Origin of the sequence: Streptomyces sp. G5(2025) (assembly GCF_049542075.1) — a bacterium.
In the GTDB taxonomy this organism is placed as follows: domain Bacteria; phylum Actinomycetota; class Actinomycetes; order Streptomycetales; family Streptomycetaceae; genus Streptomyces.
In genome coordinates this window covers 3,952,395-3,969,619 of the sequence record NZ_JBMUZT010000006.1, presented here as the reverse complement: position 1 = coordinate 3,969,619, position 17,225 = coordinate 3,952,395, and the positions used below count along the sequence as shown (strand labels likewise).

Below are 17,225 nucleotides of genomic sequence, written 5' to 3'. Positions count from 1 at the left end.
ACTCATCGGATCGCTCGCTTCCACTTCGCGGCGCGCAAGGCGTCGATGGTCACGTAGTGAGAGCCGGCCTTGCCCTCCACCGCGGGCACGCCCTTGCCCTTGACGGTGTGGGCGACGACGGCCAGCGGACGACGCGCGGCGGACCGGTCGGCGGCGAACAGCTCGACCAGGGCGGCCGGGTCGTGCCCGTCGACCTCCACGGCCTCGAACCCGAAGGCGGCGAACCGCTCGGTGAGGTGCGGCAGCGGCGAGATGTCCGCGACCATCCCGTCGTTCTGTCCGCCGTTGCGGTCCACGATGAGCACGAAGTTGCCCAGTTCCTGTGCCGCGGCCACCTGGCAGGTCTCCCACACCAGGCCTTCCTGGAGCTCTCCGTCGCCCGCCACGGCGATGCCCAGGCCCCGCTGCCCGCCGATCCGGCGGGCCAGCGCCCACCCCGCCGCGTACGGGACGCCGTGCCCGAGACTGCCGGTGGGGAACCGGACACCGGGCACCTTGGGGCCCGGGTGGCCGGTGTAGGGCCGGCCCGCCTTGCCGTACAGCGGGGCGGGGTTCTCCGGCAGCATGCCGGTGACGTACAGCGCGGCGTACAGGCCCGCGGCGGCGTGCCCCTTGCTCAGCACGACCTCCGTGCCGTCCCCGGCCGATGACCGGTGCAGGGCGGCGATCAGGATGTCGAGCACCGAGAGGCTGCCGCCCAGGTGGCAGCCGCGCTCGGACGCCGCCATGTCGACGACCAGCCGCCGGGCCTCCAGGGCCCGTTCGGCCAGGACGGACGCGACCGCCTCCGTGCCGGTGGGACTGTCGAGCACGGCAGTCATCGGCGGCTCCCTTCCGGAAGGGCGAACCAGCGGTTCACCGCGTCGGCGAGCAGCGAGCGTGCGGCGCGGTACTCGTCGCCGCCGATGCGCTCCTCATCGGTGTGGTCGAGGGCGGAGTCGCCCGGCCCGTACGCCACCATCGGCACGTCGTGCCACGTGGTCGCCAGGGTGTTCATGTCCGAGGTGCCCTTCTTCACCACGAAGCGCGGCCTGATCCCCGCCTCGGCGAAGGCCCGGGTGAAGGCCTTGGCCAGGGGGCCCGAACGGCCGCCCTGGTGGCCCGGGGTGGCGCGCTGCGGCTCGATCTCGACGCCGTCGCCGACGTGCTGGAGGGCGGCGCTCCGCAGTGCGGCGAGATCGGCGCCGGGCGGCACCCGGAAGTTGAGGACGCCGTGGGCCCGGTCGCGCTCCCGGCCGCGCTCGCAGCGGATGTCGATGACCGCGCTGAGCGCCTCGGGAGCCTGTTCCAGTACCGACGCGCGGATCTCGCCGAGGACGCGGATGAGGCGGTCCGGGGCGGAGACCGCGTCCATGCCGGCCGAGTGGCCGGTGGGCACCGAGGCGGTCACCGCCAGTTTGAAGAGGCCGAAGTAGCCGAGGGTCAGCTTCCCCGAGCCGCTGGGTTCACCGACGACGACCGCGTCGGCCGTGTGGTGATCGCGTACGTGGAAGGCGCCCTTGGAGGAGGAGATCTCCTCCTCGACCGCGCCGACGACGACCAGTTGACCGTCCTCGGGCACGTCCGCGTCCGCGAGGACCTCCAGGAAGGCGGCGAGGCTGCCCTTGGCGTCGACGCTGCCGCGCCCCCACAGCTGGCCGTCACGCCACTCGGCGGGCCAGCGGTGCGGCACCGTGTCGAGGTGGCCGAGGAGCAGCAGCCGCCGGGAGCCGGTGCCCCGGGAGGCGACGAGGTTGCCCGCCGGGTCGATGTGGGCCTCGATGCCCCGCTCGCGGCACCACTCGGCGAGGCAGGAGGCGAGTTCCGCCTCGTCGCCGGAGACCGAGGGCACGCAGACGGCGCGGGTGAGCAGGTCGAGGTCGTCGGCGGGGCCCCGGGTGCGCCAGAACCGGGTCCAGCCCGTGGCCTCGCTCATGGTGTGCGGGCCGGTGATGGCGACGTCGGCGCTGCTTCCCTTCAGGGCGATCTCCGCGGCGCGCACCTTCTGCCGCATGCGCCCGCCGGCGTACTGCTCCCCGTCGCCCGGGTAGGCGTCGCGCAGCGTGGAGCCGGGTACGGCGGGATCGGTCAGCAGCCCGGCGGTGCCGGTGACCAGCCGGAGGTGGTCGGCGTCCAGGGCGACCGCGAGGACGGCGGCCAGCACGTCGGCGTCCACGTTCAGCGGGGCCCCGCCGTCCCGGTCCGCGACCGGCGGGGAGAGGCAGACCACGTCGTACGCGTCGAGCAGGGCCTTCAGCGCCGCGGTGTCGACGTCGGCGGGTACGCCTGCCCGGTGGTCGCGGACGACGACGGGGCGTCCCTCGGCGGACAGCGCCTTCAACGGGCGGTTGCCGCGGCCGGCGACCAGGCTGCCGCGCGCGGCGACGGCCGTGTACGCCCGCAGGCCGAGGGCCCGCAGGTCGCGCTCGACGGCGGGCAGGGTGACCCGCTCGTAGGCGTCGACGATGTGGTCCATCTCCCGCGGCGGGCAGTAGCGCACCTCGTCGCCGTTGGTCAGCCGGAGGGTGGGGACGGGACGGCCGATGGCCGTGTAGTGCCGCTGGATGCCCGTGGCCCCGCCCGCCACCAGGAGGACCCGGGCGCCGCGGGCGACGATGTCGGCGATCTCCTTGTGGATGGTCTCGCGGTCGAGCGTCGCGCTGCCGACCTTGACGACGTACAGCGGTCGGTTCATGGCGACACCGCCGTGACCGGCAGTCCGGCCGTCTCGTCGAAGCCGTGGAGGAGGTTCATGGCCTGGATGGCCTGGCCTGCCGCGCCCTTGATCAGGTTGTCGAGGGCGGCCACGGTGACGCACTGGCCGTCGCGGACGGAGACCGCCACCTCGGCGACGTTCGAGCCGGTGACGGCCTTGAGCATGGGGAAGTCCTGCGGTGCCTTGGGCGCCGGGCGGACGCGGACGAACGGCTTGCCGACGTACGCCTTGGCGTAGGCGCGCTTGACGTCCAGGGCGGTGACCCCGGGCCGCAGCTCGGAGTAGGCGGTCACCATGATGCCGCGCGCCACGTCCAGGCTGTGCGTGGAGAACCGCAGGTCGACCGCGGCGCCCGTGAAGTCGGCGAGGGCCTGCTGGACCTCCGGCGCGTGCCGGTGGCCGTGCAGCTTGTGCACCCGGAAGTTGCCACTGCGTTCGGCCGGCGGTTCACCGCCGCCGCGCCCGCCGCCGGTGGAGCCGGTCTTGGCGTCGACCACCACGCGGTCGGCGACGAGCGGGCCGGTGCCGGCGAACAGCGGGTACAGGGCGTAGACGGTGGTGACGGCCATGCACCCGGGCAGGCTGATGAACCGGCTCTCGGGGATGCCGGTGCTCAACTCCGGCACGAAGTAGGCGAAGTCCTCCAGCGGCGGGTGGGCGGCCGTCCTCGGGTAGTGCCTGCTCACGTCCTTCTCGTCGCGGAGCCGGAAGTCGCCGCCCAGGTTCAGTACGCGCTTGGCGCGGTCGGCGACGAGCGGCAGCTGCTCGGGCAGGGTGCCGGTGGGCAGACAGCCGAAGGCGACGTCGACGGTGTCGGTCTGCGCGAGCTCGGCCAGCGGCCGGAACGTGAGGCCGGCCGCCTTGGGGTGGTTGCGCAGCCAGGGGTGGCTGCTGCCGACGGTGGCGCCCGCGGCCCGCTCCGCCGAGAGGAAGGCGAGTTCGACCCGCGGGTGCTCCAGGAGGAGCCTGATCACCTCGCCGCCGGTGTAACCGCTGGCGCCGAGGACGGCGACGCGGATCTTCTCGTGCGCTGACTCAGCCAAGGCGGGCCGCCTTGTCGTAGGGGCGACGGTAGTCGCGGGTCTCGACGAGCTTGCGGATGGCGTCCGGACGGCGGGCGACCTTCCGGAAGGCGTCGGCGTAGCGCAGGATCCGCTCGTACTCCACCGGGGAGCGCAGCTCGCGGCAGAGGACGAGAGTGCTGTCGAGCATGCCGAGGGTGACGGGGAAGTCCTCGGGCCGGTGGTCGCGCACGGCGCCGGGGTTGAGGGAGAACGGGTAGCCGTTGCCGAAGCCGTCCCGGTGCTGGAAGGGCAGGTGGCACGGGATCGGGGTGTTCTGCCACTCGCGGGCCGGGACGCCCTCGGCGACCAGGAGCTCGTGCACGGCCTCCTTGACCGCGAACACCGGTATGTCGCCCAGGCCGACGGCCTCGGGGTGCAGGGTGGTGCGGTACATGTTGTACGCGTGGACGTGCCCGCTCGGCACGTGGGGCGGGGTGAAGAGCCCGGTCTCGCGCAGGGCTTCGCCGAGCAGGGCGGCGTTGCGGGCGCGGATCTCGTCGTAGTACGGCAGCCGCTTGAGCTGGCTGGCGCCGAAGGCCGCCGCGACCCACGACATGCCGTAGTCGATGCCGTTGTGCTCCAGGTGGGCGCGGGCCCGCTCGTAGCTCTCCTCGGTGGCGAAGAAGGCGATGCCGCCCTCGCCGCCGAGCGGGAAGTTCTTGTCGGCCATCAGGCTCTGGCCCGCGGCGTCGCCGAGGAGCCGGCCACCCGGTCGCCGACCTTCGCCGAGTGGGCGTGCGAGGCGTCCTCGACGAGGGCGATGCCATGCTTGTCGGCCAGGGCGCGCAGGGCCGTCACGTCGGCGGGCAGGCCGTGCACGTGGACCGGCATGAGCGCACGGGTGCGGTCGGTGATCGCGGCGGCGGCGGCCGTGGGGTCCATGCAGTAGGTGACGGGGTCGATGTCGACGAACACGGGGATCGCGTGCGCGGCGACGACGGCCTGCGCGGTCGCGATGAAGGTGAACGCCGGCACGATGACCTCGTCGCCGGGCTGCACGCCGGCGCCGACGAGGGCCATGTGCAGGCTGGAGGTGCCGCTGGCCGTGGGCAGCGCGTGGGCGGCGCCGACGTAGGCGCGGTACGACTCGGCGAAGTCGGCGACGACCTTCTCGGGCGTCTGTCGCTGAGCGAGCATCAGGTTGAAGACGTCTTCCTTGGTGATGACCGGGAAGAGCGTGCGGCGCGAGGTCTTGGGGATCATGGCCCCGCCGCCGAGGGCGGCGAGTTCGGCGTCCCGTTCGGCCGGGTCGGGCAGGGGCAGCGGTACTGCCGGGAAGTCAGTGATCATGAGCGTGCTCCGGTGGGAGTGGCGGGACGTGCCGCCTGGGTCAGGGCCATCCGCACGCAGGCGGCCACGAGGGGGCTGAGCCGGTAGTTGAACTGGACGCCGGGCACCACTTCGGCGTCGGCCTCTTCCTGCGTCCACATCGTGCGCAGGTCGTAGGCGCCGAAGATCTTCAGCCGCTCGGCCCTGGCCCACAGTCCCGCGTCGTCGGTGAGGACGGCGGCGGCCGGCCCGAAGCCGAGACCGGTGAGGTCCACGACGAGTGCGGGGGCCGCGGAGTCGCGGGTCAGCTCGCCGAGCCGGTCGGCGTTGGCGGGGTCCAGCGACACGTAGTCGTACGCGACCGGCCCACCGTCCTGGACGGTGACGCCGAGCCACTGGAGGAAGCGGCCGGCCGCCGCGTCCGGCTCGGGGACGGCGGCGGTGTCGCCGTGGCCGATGCCCTGGCCGGCGAGTGCCGCGTGGAGGGCGGCGGTGCGGCTGTTGACGAGGACGGCCCGTGCGCGTCCGGTCTGCTTGGTCAGCAGCCTTTCGAGGCCGGGCAGTTCCCGGTCGCTCTTCTCGATGCTCATGACCACGCCGGTCGTGAGGACGCGGGCGAGCACCGTTGCGGTGTCGAACAGTTCCATGGATCTTCTCCGTGTCACACGGCCGAGGCCGTGAGGGTCTGGGCGACGTAGGCGGCGAGGTGGCCGGCGACGTTCACTCCGTGTCGGGCGGAGGAACGGGCGAATTCGGGGTTGGCGTTCACTTCGAGGACGAGCAGCTCGCCCGTGGACCGGTCCTCGACGAGGTCCACCCCGTAGAAGCCGGGGCCGAGGGCGTCGACGACCTGGCCGCAGAGCTTCTCCAGCTCCACGGTGACCTCGACCCGCTGGACCTCGGCACCCAGGTGGGTGTTGGTGCGCCAGTCCTCCGAGACCCGCTGGATGGCCACCACCGGGGTGCGCCCGACGACCACCACCCGCAGGTCGTGGCCGGGCTTGTCGACGTACTGCTGTACGACGACGGGGAACTGCTTTCCCGTGGCGTCGACGGACTCGCGGCCCGCGGCCCACGCCTCCACGCAGTCGGCGTGGGTCATCTTGCTGACCCCTCGCCCCCAGGAGCCGCTGACCGGCTTGACGACGGCGGGCATGCCGAGGTCGGCGACGGACTTGCGGACCTGGTCGAAGCTGAAGGCGTGCCGGGTGACGGGGTGCGGGATGCCGTGCTGCGCGAAGAGCAGCGCCTGCAATCCCTTGTCGTTGCAGGTCTCGATCGTCGCCGCGCGGTTGAGGGTGGTCACCCCCGCGTGTTCCAGGCGGCGGGAGACGCTGATGGCGTCCCGATGGGAGAGGTTCCTGATCAGGGCGAGAGCGGGCGGGCCGGTGTGGCCCGCCACGATCTCGGCCAGATCCTCCATGAGCAGCGGTCGCGCTGTCAGGCCCTCGTCACGAAGCGCGCCGAGAAGCAGTTTCTCCTCCGGGCGCAGCATCGTGACCGAGAGCAGGACCTGGTCGGAGGTTGTCACTCGCCCCAGTCCTCTTCCACCTCAGGGGCGAGGTCCAGGCGTACGCCCGACGCGGACTTCTCGACGACCTCGTGCTCTTGGCCGCAGGCCCCGCACTCGGTGATTTCGCCCTTCTCCCAGTCCTCGCGCACCTCGAATTCGGTGTCGCATACGAGACAGCTGGCGACAGCGGTCGCAAGTGTCATGCCCATGACTCCTTTTTCGGAATTACATCGCCCGTTTCGCCGGCACCGCTATTTGCTCGCGAATTTGCGGTACGCAAGCAAATGAGGGCCGCCTCCTCCGGCACCGGTAGATGCCTCGGGATGTACGGAGGAGCGCCACTTTGGGTGGCGGAAAGGAGCCTGCCGGACGGTGATACCGCTCACCTACCGCTCCGGTACCACTCGATGACGGTGCCACCTAAGCTGTCATTGGCGCATGTTTCCTGGCATTTCCAGGCAGCACGGGGGGAGTGCACGTTGATGGGTACAGAGAGTGGCGGGTTGCGGTTCAACGTTCTGGGGTCACTGGAATGCTGGGCCGAAGAACGCCGGATCAAGCTCGGCGGACCGCTTCAGGAGCGCATTCTGACGTCTCTGCTGCTGGAGTCCGGGCGGACGGTGCCCATCGAGCGCCTCATCGAGACGGCTTGGGGAGAATCCTCACCGGATACCGCAAAGCAGCAAGTCCGCAAAGCGATAGCCGACCTCCGGCGGCGTATACCCGACGGCCCCGCACTGATCGTGACCGAGGATTGCGGATACCGCGTATCCGTGCAGCCGCTCCGCGTCGACCTGCACCTCTTCTCGCACCATGTGCAACAGGCCGCTTCCGACCGCGCCGAAGGAGAACTCGGCGCGGCCGTCGCGCAACTGCGGAAATCCCTCGCCCTGTGGCGGGGCCCGGTCCTGAACGGCACGGGCGGGCCCGTCCTCGACGCCGCGTCCACCATCCTGGAGGAGCGGCGCCTGGCCGCGGTGGAGGAGCTCTTCGCCCTCAGGCTCCAGCTGGGCGAGGACAGTGACATCGTCAGTGAGATACGGGAGTTCACCCACGCCCATCCGCTGCGCGAGGCATTGCGCGCCCAGCTGATGCTCGCCCTGTACCGGACCGGCAGACAGGCGGAGGCCCTCCACGAATACGCCGCCGTGCGGGACCTGCTGGCCGAGGAGCTCGGCATCAGCCCCGGCCCCGACCTCGCCACCCTGTTCGAGAAGATTCTCCAGGCGAGCCCTGAGCTGGACAGACCCGTACCGGCGACGCTGGACAGACCCGTACCGGCGACACGCCCCGAGGTGGACGCGCCGAGCCAGGGGCCGGCCGCCCCCGCCGCCCGGCCGCACGAGGCCGACGTGGTGCCGGCCGCCGGGCGCGTCCCGTGCACCCTGCCGTACGAACTGCCCGACTTCACCGGCCGGGACTCCGAGTTCCAGTACCTGCTGGACCAGGGGACGGCGGGGGACGGCGTGCGGATCATCGGCGTCGACGGGATGGGCGGCGCCGGCAAGACCACGCTCGTCGTCCATGCCGCGCACCGCTTGGCCGCCTCCTACCCCGACGGACAGCTCTACATCGACCTGCGCGGTTTCACCCCGGGGGAACGCCCCCTCGCGCCCGAGGAAGCGGTGCGCATCCTGCTGCGCGCGCTGGGGGCCCCCGACAGTTCGATCCCCGATGACACCGAGAGCCAGCTCGCGATGTGGCAGACCGCCCTGGCCACGCGCAGGCTGCTCGTCGTACTCGACAACGGCGCCGAAGCCGCCCAGGTACGCCCGCTCCTGCCCGTCACGCGCCCGCCCGGCTGCCTGATCCTCGTCGCCAGCCGCGGCCGGCTGCTCGACCTCGACGGAGTCCGCTGGACCACGCTGGGCACGCTGGCACCGCGGGACAGCGCCGCGCTCCTGGTCAGGACACTCGGCGAGGAACGCGTGGCCGGCGACCCCGAGGCGGCCCAGACGCTGGCCACCCTCTGCGGACACCTGCCGCTCGCGCTGCGCATCGCCACGGCCAGGCTCCACAACCGCCCCCGCTGGACGTTGCAGTACTTCGTCGACCGGCTGCGCACGGAAGGCGCCCTGCTCACCGAGCTCCGCTCCACCGAACGCAGCGTCGCCACGACCATCCAGCTCTCGTACGAGGCTCTGGAAGAGGACCACCGCCGGGCGTTCATGCTCCTCGGCGTCCACCCCGGACCCGACTTCGACCCCTACGCGGCCGCGGCCCTCATCGGAGTGACGCCCAGGGAGGCCGAGCTGACGCTGGAGGACCTCCTCGACGCCCAACTGCTGCTCCAGCACGAGGCGGGGCGCTACTCCTTCCACGACCTCGTCCGCAGCTTCGCCCACAGCCTCTGGAACGACGCCGTGCGGCACCAGAAGGACACGGCCGCGGGAAGGCTGCTGAACTACTACCTCGGCGCGACCAACGCGGCGTGCCGGATCCTCTTTCCCGGCCTGCGCCCATGCGATCCCGCGCCGGCCGGCCACGCCCTGGGCCTGCCGAGCCTCCCCACGTTCTCGGGCGGTCAGGCCGCCCGCGGGTGGTACGAGCGGGAGAGCAGAAACCTCCAGGCCACGGTCCGGCTGGGCCAGCGGCACGACTTCCACCGCCTGGCCAGCTACTTGGCGAGGAACACCGTGCTGCACCTGCACGCGCAGGGGGCCATCCGGGACTACCGCGAACTGGCGGAGGTCGCGGTCGCCGCGGCGCGAAGATCGGCGGACCCCCAGGCTCTCTGTCTGAGCCTCGGCAACCTGGCCTCGGCCCACCAGATACTCGGTGAATTCTCGCTGACGATGGACGTCGCGGCGGAAGGACTACAGGTCGCCCGGACGCACGGGGACCACCTGAGCGAAGCCGCCTTCATGGATCAGATCGGCTGGGCACACATCGTGCTGGGCAACCTCTCCGAGGGCTGCGACCTGCTGTTGCGCGGCATCGGGCTCCACCGCGAACTGGGCAGCGTCCGGCGGGAATCCATCGCCCTGTGCAATCTCAGCACCCTGCACCTGTGGCAGGGCCGCCCCGCGGAAGCCATCACCGCCGCCGAGCGAGCCGCCGCTCTGTGCCGGGAATCCGGCGAGCACGAGCACGAGATAGCCGCCCTCAACGACCTGGTCATCGCCCACCTGGACGCCGGCGAGGACACGACGGCGCGGACCCACCTGGACCGGGCCCTGAAACTCGGCGAGAACTCCACCATGCCGAGAAACCGTGCCATGTCACTGGCCCTCCGTGCCGTCCTGTGCCAGCGCAGCGGCGAGGGCGACGAGGCACTGACCCACATCGGCCGGGCGCTCGCGCTCCTCAAGCCGCTGGGTACGGCGACGTGGCAGTGCGAGGTCGAGAACGTCGCGGGGCTGGTCCACCAACTGGCGGGGAACCACGAGGAGTCGCTCAGGCTCCACCGCAACGCCTACCAGCGCGCGTCGAACATCGGGTACCGCATCGGCATGGCCCATGGCCTGCACGGACTGGTGAGCGCCGAGCAGGCGCTGGGAAAGCACGAGGCGGCCCGGAGACACCTGCACGAGGCAGCGGAGTTGTTCGCCACCATGGGCATCCGCCGGGCCATCCTGGACTCACCGGACGGCACGCCTGTGCGCCGCACCCCCGAACCGGGTCGCTGCGGCGCACAGGTGTAGGCCACCGGTCAGTAACCAGGTCCCTCGTTGGTGGCCACAACGGTCAACGCCCGGCCCGGCGAGCCCGGCCCCTCGTTGGTGGCCACATAGTCGTGCCGACCGCCGACATCGGCCTTGAGGTCCTCCCCGGCCACTCCCACCCCACAAGTAACGGCCAAGGCCAAGGCGACAAAGCCGATGAGTCCGGTCATCCTCGTACGCACGTTTCCCCCAAAATCAACATGATCGTCTCGAACGGGAACGATCATCGAGGAGGCGCAGTCCGTTTGTGTTCCCTCTGGATACCAGCCCCCGGGAGACCCATCTCACACGGCGGCTGCCTGGCTGCCTGCTCACCTACTTGGCCGGGGCATAGCAAAGCGGGCTCATCGTGATCACGATGAGCCCGCTTCGTCAATGCAACCAGAGCACCTTCAACGGCGTTCTGTGGTGCGCGAGGGGGGAGTTGAACCCCCACGCCCTTTCGGGCACTGGAACCTGAATCCAGCGCGTCTGCCTATTCCGCCACCCGCGCATGGGTGTTGTCTTTGGGTCTCTCACTGTGTGGTGCGAGCGCCTGCCGACATCCAGAAGATTAGCACGCTGCGAAGGGTGGATTCACATCCGTATTCGGCGGGCACCTGCCAAGGGAACCACCCCGGGCCGTCAGCCCCCGGACCCCCCGCGCTCGCGTCCCCCGCACCCGGCCCGCGCCACCCGCCCCACCCCGCACCGAGCCGCCGAGGTCTGCCGCCGGGTGCGGGACACTGGCTTTGGGGCCCCTCTACGATCCCTGGTAAGAGGATCCCTGAGGCCCGGTACGGGCATGCCTTGTGAGAGGCGACACTCGTCGACGGGGCGGACAGGGGGAACCAGCCGATTTCCCGGCGCGTGGATACGATCAGTAAGCAGTACCAGGATGACTACGACGGAGGAGGTGCCCCATGGGAGTCCTGAAGAAGTTCGAGCAGCGACTCGAAGGTCTGGTCAACGGCACCTTCGCCAAGGTGTTCAAGTCCGAGGTCCAGCCTGTCGAGATCGCCGGCGCCCTCCAGCGCGAGTGCGACAACAACGCGACGATCTGGAACCGCGAGCGGACCGTCGTCCCCAACGATTTCATCGTGGAGCTCAGCGCGCCCGACTTCGAGCGCCTGAGCCCCTACTCCGGGCAGCTCGGTGACGAGCTCTCCGGCATGGTGCGCGACTACGCCAAGCAGCAGCGCTACAGCTTCATGGGGCCCATCAAGGTCCACCTGGAGAAGGCCGAGGATCTCGACACCGGCCTGTACCGCGTCCGCAGCCGCACACTCGCCTCCAGCAGTTCCCAGACTCCCGAGCACGCCCCGACGGGCCCCGGTCCCGGTGGCCCCGCGGCCCCCGGGCGCGGAGCGGGACCGGGCTCGGCATCGGGATCGGGACCGGGCGGCGGCTATGGCTATCCGCAGCCGCCCTCCGGAGCTCCCGGCGGGGCACCTCCCATGCCGGCGGCACCACCGCCCGGCGCCGGCCGCCCCGGCGGCCAGTCCCCGGCAGCGGCCAGACCTTCGGGCCCCGGCGCCGGTCCGCTTCCGGGCGCCCAGGTGCGGCGCTGGATCGAGATCAACGGCAATCGCCATCAGATCTCCCGCCCGACGCTGGTGCTGGGCCGCAGCACCGACGCCGATGTGCGGATCGACGACCCCGGCGTATCCCGCCGGCACTGTGAGATCCGGACCGGAACGCCCTCGACGATCCAGGATCTCGGGTCTACCAACGGCATCGTGGTAGACGGGCAGCACACCACCCGCGCTACGCTCCGCGACGGCTCGCGGATCGTCGTGGGCCAAACCACCATCGTTTACCGGCAAGCCGAAGGGTGAAGCGGGGGCAATGTCAGAGCTGACCCTGACGGTCATGCGGCTAGGTTTCCTAGCTGTTCTGTGGCTGTTCGTGATCGTGGCCGTCCAGGTCATCCGCAGCGACCTGTTCGGAACGCGCGTCACACAGCGCGGTTCGCGCCGCGAGCGGCCGCAACAGGCCGCCCGACAGCAGCAGGCCGCGCCTCCCCAGCCGCGCCAGCAGCAGGGCGGCGGTGGCCGCCAGCGCCGCGGCGCCCCCACCAAGCTGGTCGTCTCCGAGGGCATCCTCGCGGGCACGACGGTCGCCCTGCAGGGCCAGACCATCACGCTGGGCCGTGCGCACGACTCGACGATCGTGCTGGACGACGACTACGCCTCCAGCAGGCATGCCAGGATCTACCCGGACCGTGACGGCCAGTGGATCGTCGAGGATCTCGGGTCCACCAACGGCACGTATCTCGACCGGACCCGACTCACCACCCCGACGCCCGTTCCGCTGGGCACGGCGATCCGCATCGGCAAGACCGTCATCGAGCTGCGGAAGTAGTGCTACGTCATGAATGAGCGCGAGCGGAGCGAGCGAGCCGGAGCGGCTGTCCAGACGCTGGACGCCCGCGCGCTCCCGACCGGAGGGTGGGCACCGTGCGGATGTACCCGGAGCCGACGGGCGAGGTGCGCATGAGTCTCTCTGCGTTTCGCCGCCGGATCGCACAAAGGCATGATCCGGGAGGGGAACGAGGACTCCGGTTACGCCGGCCCCCGTCTCCTCGCCATCGCCGACGGCATGGGGGGCCAGGCGGCGGGCGAGGTGGCGAGCTCCGAGGTCATCTCGACACTCGTCACGCTCGACGACGACGTCCCGGGCTCGGACATCCTGACGTCGCTCGGCACGGCCGTGCAGCGGGCCAACGACCAACTGCGGCTGATGGTCGAGGAAGACCCCCAGCTGGAGGGCATGGGGACGACCCTGACCGCCCTCCTGTGGACGGGACAGCGCCTCGGTCTCGTACACGTGGGCGACTCGCGCGCGTACCTCCTGCGGGACGGCGTGCTCACGCAGATCACCCAGGACCACACCTGGGTGCAGCGCCTCGTCGACGAGGGCCGCATCACCGAGGAAGAGGCCACCACCCACCCGCAGCGCTCGTTGCTGATGCGCGCGCTGGGCAGCGGTGACCACGTGGAGCCGGACCTCTCCATCCGTGAGGTCCGTGCCGGTGACCGGTACCTGATCTGCTCGGACGGCCTCTCCGGAGTTGTCTCGCACCAGACCATGGAGGACGCCCTGGCGTCCTACCAGGGCCCGCAGGAGACCGTGCAGGAGCTGATCCAGCTCGCACTGCGCGGCGGCGGCCCCGACAACATCACGGTGATCGTCGCCGACGTCCTGGACATCGACAGCGGCGACACCCTCGCCGGTCAGCTGTCCGACACCCCCGTCGTGGTCGGCGCCGTCGCCGAGAACCAGCTCCAGTCGCAGGACGACGGCGCGATGCAGACGCCCGCGGGCCGCGCCTCCGGCCTCGGCCGTCCCGTGCCCCCGCAGGCCGCCCATGGGCAGGGCGGTGGCTTCGGCCCCCCCGGCAGCGGCGACACCACGGGGTACGTCCCCGAGGGCGGCTTCGGGGCGTACGACGACGATGACTTCGTGAAGCCCGGCGGCGGCCGCAAGTGGCTCAAGAGATCCCTGTACGTGGCGCTCGCGCTCGCCGTCATCGGCGGCGGGCTCTACGGCGGCTACCGCTGGACGCAGACCCAGTACTACGTGGGCACGAAGGGCGAGCACATCGCCCTCTACCGCGGCATCGACCAGGACCTGGCCTGGGTCAGCCTGTCGAAGGTGGAGAAGGACCACCCCGAGATCGAACTCAAGTACTTGCCGCCGTACCAGCGCAAGCAGGTCGAGGCCACCATCGCCGAGGGGGACCTCGACACGGCCCAGAGCAAGATCGAGGAGCTGGGCCGCCAGGCCTCCGCGTGCCGCAAGGACGCCGAGCGCCGCAGGGTGGAGCGCGAGAACCGCGAGGACACCGCCAAGCCCGGCGAGGGCGAGGCGGGCGGCACGACCGGCCTGACCAAGGCCCCGGGCGACGACCCCACCACGAACCCGTCGGACCCGGCCGACAAGAACGACAAGAACAGCACGACCGACAAGAACAAGTCCAAGACCGCACCGACTCCCACACCCGGCCCCAGCCTCTCCGAGGATGAGCAGAAGCTGGTCCCGCTGTGCGGTAAGCAGTAAGCAGCCGTTGGGGGCCTCTGCACGCCATGAGCAGTACTACACACACGTCGACGATCGGCGCGATCGGGGCGCCGAGCCGGCGCAACACCGAGCTCGCGCTGCTCGCTTTCGCGGTCGTCATCCCGTTGTTCGCCTACATCAACGTCGGCCTCGCGCTCGACGGTGAACTGCCGTCCGGCATGCTCGGGTACGGCATGGGGCTCGGCCTGCTCGCAGGCGTCGGCCACATCGTCGTACGCAAGTTCGCCGCGTACGCGGACCCGCTGCTGCTGCCGTTGGCCACGGTGCTCAACGGCCTCGGTCTCGTCGTGGTCTGGCGGCTCGACCAGTCGGAGAGGCTTCAGAACCTCGCCAAGGCCCAGTTCGGCGCCTTCAGTCCGTCGGCCCCGAACCAGCTCATGTACTCGGCGATCGGCATCGCGCTCTTCGTCGTCGTACTGATCTTCCTCAAGGACCACCGCGTCCTGCAGCGGTACACCTACATCTCCATGGTCGGGGCGCTCGTCCTGCTGCTGCTGCCGCTCGTCCCAGGGCTCGGCAAGAACATCTACGGCGCCAAGATCTGGATCAGCGTCGGCGGCTTCTCCATCCAGCCCGGCGAGTTCGCGAAGATCGTCATCGCCGTCTTCTTCGCCGGGTACCTCATGGTGAAGCGCGACGCCCTCGCCCTGGCCAGCCGCCGCTTCATGGGGCTGTACCTGCCGCGTGGCCGTGACCTCGGCCCGATCATCGTCGTCTGGGCGATGTCGATCCTGATCCTGGTCTTCGAGACCGACCTCGGTACGTCACTGCTGTTCTTCGGCATGTTCGTCGTGATGCTGTACGTCGCCACCGAACGCACCAGCTGGATCGTGTTCGGTCTGCTGATGTCCGCGGCGGGCGCGGTCGGCGTGGCCTCTTTCGAGCCCCACGTCCAGCAGCGTGTGGACGCCTGGCTCAACCCGTTCTCGGAGACGGTGCTCCAGACCAACAGTGACCAGATCGCCCAGTCGCTCATGGCCTTCGGCTCCGGCGGTGTCCTCGGCACCGGCCTCGGCCAGGGCAACTCCGACCTGATCGGCTTCGCCGCCAACTCCGACTTCATCCTCGCCACCTTCGGCGAGGAGATGGGCCTGGCCGGCGTCATGGCGATCCTGCTGATCTACGGCCTGATCGTGGAGCGCGGCGTCCGCACGGCGCTCGCCGCCCGCGACCCCTTCGGCAAGCTCCTCGCGATCGGCCTCTCCGGAGCCTTCGCCATCCAGGTCTTCGTCGTCGCCGGCGGCGTCATGGGCCTGATCCCGCTGACGGGTATGACCATGCCCTTCCTGGCGTACGGCGGTTCCTCCGTCATCGCCAACTGGGCCCTGGTCGGCATCCTGATCCGGATCAGCGACACCGCGCGCCGTCCCGCCCCGTCCCCCGCCCCGAACCCCGACGCCGAGATGACCCAGGTGGTCCGACCGTGAACAAGCCCCTGCGCCGGATCGCGATCTTCTGCGGGCTGCTCGTCTTCGCCCTGCTGGCCCGGGACAACTGGCTCCAGTACGTCCAGGCCGACACCCTGGCCAAGCACGAGAAGAACCGCCGCGTCACCATCGAGCGCTACTCCCAGCCGCGCGGCGACATCATCGTGGACGGCAAGCCCATCACCGGCTCGAAGGCCACCCCGGGCAGCGACCTGAAGTACAAGCGCACCTGGAAGGACGGGCCCATGTGGGCCCCCGTCACCGGATACTCCTCGCAGCGCATCGGCGCCAGCCAGCTGGAGTCCATCGACGACGGCATCCTCACCGGCAACGACGACCGGCTCTTCTTCCGCCGCACGCTCGACATGCTGACCGGCGAGAAGAAGGAGGGCGGCAATGTCGTCACCACCCTCAACGGCGCCGCGCAGAAGGCCGCGTACGAGGGCCTGAAGGGCCGCGGCAAGGGTGCCGTCGCCGCGATCGACCCCTCCACGGGCGCGATCCTGGCCCTGGCGTCCACTCCTTCGTACGACCCCGGTGACTTCGCGGGCAACACCAACGACGAGGCCGAGAAGTTCATCGAGCTCGACAAGGACAAGGACAAGCCGCTCGTCAACCGCGCGCTGCGCGAGACCTACCCGCCCGGCTCCACCTTCAAGGTGGTCACGGCGGCGGCCGCCCTTGAGCACGGCCTGTACGACGACATCGACGGCAAGACGCGCTCGCCGCTGCCGTGGGTCATGCCGAACACCACCACCCCGCTGAAGAACGAGGGCGACCTGCCCTGCAAGAACGCCTCGCTGCGTGAGGCGCTGCGGGTCTCCTGCAACACCGTCTTCGGCAAGATCGGTTCCGATCTCGGCAAGGACCAGATGCTGGAGACGGCGAAGAAGTTCGGCTTCAACTCCGAGCAGTTCATCCCGGTCCGCTCCAACGCCTCGAACTTCCCCGAGGACATGGACAAGCCGCAGACCGCGCTGTCCTCCATCGGCCAGTTCGAGACCGCCGCGACACCGCTCCAGATGGCCATGGTCGCCTCCGCGATCGCCAACGACGGCACGCTCATGGAGCCGTACATGGTCAGCGAGCTCCAGGCGCGGAACGTCGACGTCGTCGAGAAGCACTCGCCCAAGGAGATGAGCGAGCCGCTCTCCAAGGAGAACGCCCAGAAGCTCCAGGAAATGATGGAGACGGTCGTCAAGGAGGGCACGGGTACCAGGGCGCAGATCGACGGCGTCACCGTCGGCGGCAAGACGGGCACGGCCCAGCACGGCGTGGCGAACAGCAAGAACCCGTACGCCTGGTTCATCTCGTACGCCAAGACGGACTCCGGGTCGCCGGTCGCCGTCGCCGTGGTCGTCGAGGACAGCGCCGCGGACCGCGGTGACATCTCCGGTGGCGGGCTCGCCGCGCCCATCGCCAAGGACGTGATGGAAGCGGTCATCAAGAGCAAGAAGTGACGCCCGTCACGGCCACTCCCCATCGGTGCACGTTGCGGTACCGGTCCGGTATCGGCTGACGGTCACGTCC

At 70.5% G+C, this 17,225-nt stretch carries 13 protein-coding genes, 1 tRNA gene and 1 pseudogene; 6 read left to right on the top strand and 9 right to left on the bottom strand.

Translation table 11 applies throughout. The features are described from left to right. Positions 1-2: 2 nt before the first annotated feature. The 7 genes and pseudogenes from ACOBQB_RS28880 to ACOBQB_RS28850 form a co-directional block, all read right to left on the bottom strand. Positions 3-821: a 1-deoxy-D-xylulose-5-phosphate synthase N-terminal domain-containing protein gene (locus tag ACOBQB_RS28880; RefSeq protein WP_423595673.1), complete on the bottom strand. Its 819-nt coding sequence runs from the start codon at positions 819-821 to the stop codon at positions 3-5. After that, on the bottom strand, positions 818-2,674 hold the full coding sequence (locus ACOBQB_RS28875; protein ID WP_423595671.1) for a M20/M25/M40 family metallo-hydrolase: 1,857 nt from the start codon (positions 2,672-2,674) through the stop codon (positions 818-820). Before ACOBQB_RS28875 ends, ACOBQB_RS28880 begins: the two co-directional genes overlap by 4 nt. Beyond that, positions 2,671-3,738, bottom strand: a complete 1,068-nt coding sequence (gene argC / locus ACOBQB_RS28870) for an N-acetyl-gamma-glutamyl-phosphate reductase (protein ID WP_423595669.1) — start codon at positions 3,736-3,738, stop codon at positions 2,671-2,673. The genes ACOBQB_RS28875 and argC overlap by 4 nt, the downstream gene beginning before the upstream one ends. Continuing rightward, a pseudogene (locus ACOBQB_RS28865) lies at positions 3,731-4,896 on the bottom strand (DegT/DnrJ/EryC1/StrS family aminotransferase). Before ACOBQB_RS28865 ends, argC begins: the two are co-directional and overlap by 8 nt. A gap of 149 nt (positions 4,897-5,045) precedes the next feature. Continuing rightward, on the bottom strand, positions 5,046-5,675 hold the full coding sequence (locus ACOBQB_RS28860; RefSeq protein WP_423595667.1) for a degT/DnrJ/EryC1/StrS aminotransferase: 630 nt from the start codon (positions 5,673-5,675) through the stop codon (positions 5,046-5,048). A gap of 14 nt (positions 5,676-5,689) precedes the next feature. Further along, on the bottom strand, positions 5,690-6,559 hold the full coding sequence (locus ACOBQB_RS28855; RefSeq protein ID WP_423595665.1) for a RimK family alpha-L-glutamate ligase: 870 nt from the start codon (positions 6,557-6,559) through the stop codon (positions 5,690-5,692). Continuing rightward, positions 6,556-6,744 carry a lysine biosynthesis protein LysW gene (locus ACOBQB_RS28850; RefSeq protein ID WP_423595663.1) on the bottom strand — a complete coding sequence of 63 codons (189 nt, stop codon included), beginning with the start codon at positions 6,742-6,744 and terminating at the stop codon, positions 6,556-6,558. The genes ACOBQB_RS28855 and ACOBQB_RS28850 overlap by 4 nt, the downstream gene beginning before the upstream one ends. 570 nt (positions 6,745-7,314) lie before the next feature. Between ACOBQB_RS28850 and ACOBQB_RS28845 the strand changes: the two genes are divergently transcribed. After that, positions 7,315-10,185 (top strand): BTAD domain-containing putative transcriptional regulator, encoded by a 2,871-nt coding sequence (locus ACOBQB_RS28845; RefSeq protein WP_423595661.1) that lies wholly within the window; start codon positions 7,315-7,317, stop codon positions 10,183-10,185. Positions 10,186-10,193: 8 nt separating this feature from the next. On the opposite strand, the gene ACOBQB_RS28840 is transcribed toward ACOBQB_RS28845, so the two are convergent. After that, a complete protein-coding gene (locus tag ACOBQB_RS28840) occupies positions 10,194-10,388 on the bottom strand; it encodes a hypothetical protein (RefSeq protein WP_423595659.1) in 195 nt (64 codons plus the stop codon). 224 nt (positions 10,389-10,612) lie between these two features. Continuing rightward, positions 10,613-10,699: transfer RNA gene (locus tag ACOBQB_RS28835), tRNA-Leu, on the bottom strand. 409 nt (positions 10,700-11,108) lie between these two features. On the opposite strand from ACOBQB_RS28835, the gene ACOBQB_RS28830 reads away from it, so the two are divergent. The 5 genes from ACOBQB_RS28830 to ACOBQB_RS28810 all read left to right on the top strand — a co-directional run bounded on the left by ACOBQB_RS28830 (position 11,109) and on the right by ACOBQB_RS28810 (position 17,155). After that, the gene (locus tag ACOBQB_RS28830) at positions 11,109-12,023 is read left to right on the top strand and encodes an FhaA domain-containing protein (RefSeq protein WP_423595657.1); all 915 of its coding nucleotides are present in this window, start codon (positions 11,109-11,111) and stop codon (positions 12,021-12,023) included. Positions 12,024-12,033: 10 nt separating this feature from the next. Then, entirely contained in the window at positions 12,034-12,549 is a 516-nt protein-coding gene (locus ACOBQB_RS28825; protein WP_423595655.1) for an FHA domain-containing protein FhaB/FipA, read from the top strand. Positions 12,550-12,720: 171 nt separating this feature from the next. Continuing rightward, positions 12,721-14,247 (top strand): PP2C family protein-serine/threonine phosphatase, encoded by a 1,527-nt coding sequence (locus ACOBQB_RS28820; RefSeq protein WP_423595653.1) that lies wholly within the window; start codon positions 12,721-12,723, stop codon positions 14,245-14,247. 26 nt (positions 14,248-14,273) lie between these two features. Further along, a complete protein-coding gene (locus tag ACOBQB_RS28815) occupies positions 14,274-15,695 on the top strand; it encodes an FtsW/RodA/SpoVE family cell cycle protein (RefSeq protein WP_423595651.1) in 1,422 nt (473 codons plus the stop codon). Next, positions 15,692-17,155, top strand: coding sequence for a peptidoglycan D,D-transpeptidase FtsI family protein (locus tag ACOBQB_RS28810; protein WP_423595648.1), 1,464 nt, complete (start codon positions 15,692-15,694; stop codon positions 17,153-17,155). Before ACOBQB_RS28815 ends, ACOBQB_RS28810 begins: the two co-directional genes overlap by 4 nt. The last annotated feature ends 70 nt before the right edge of the window (positions 17,156-17,225 follow it).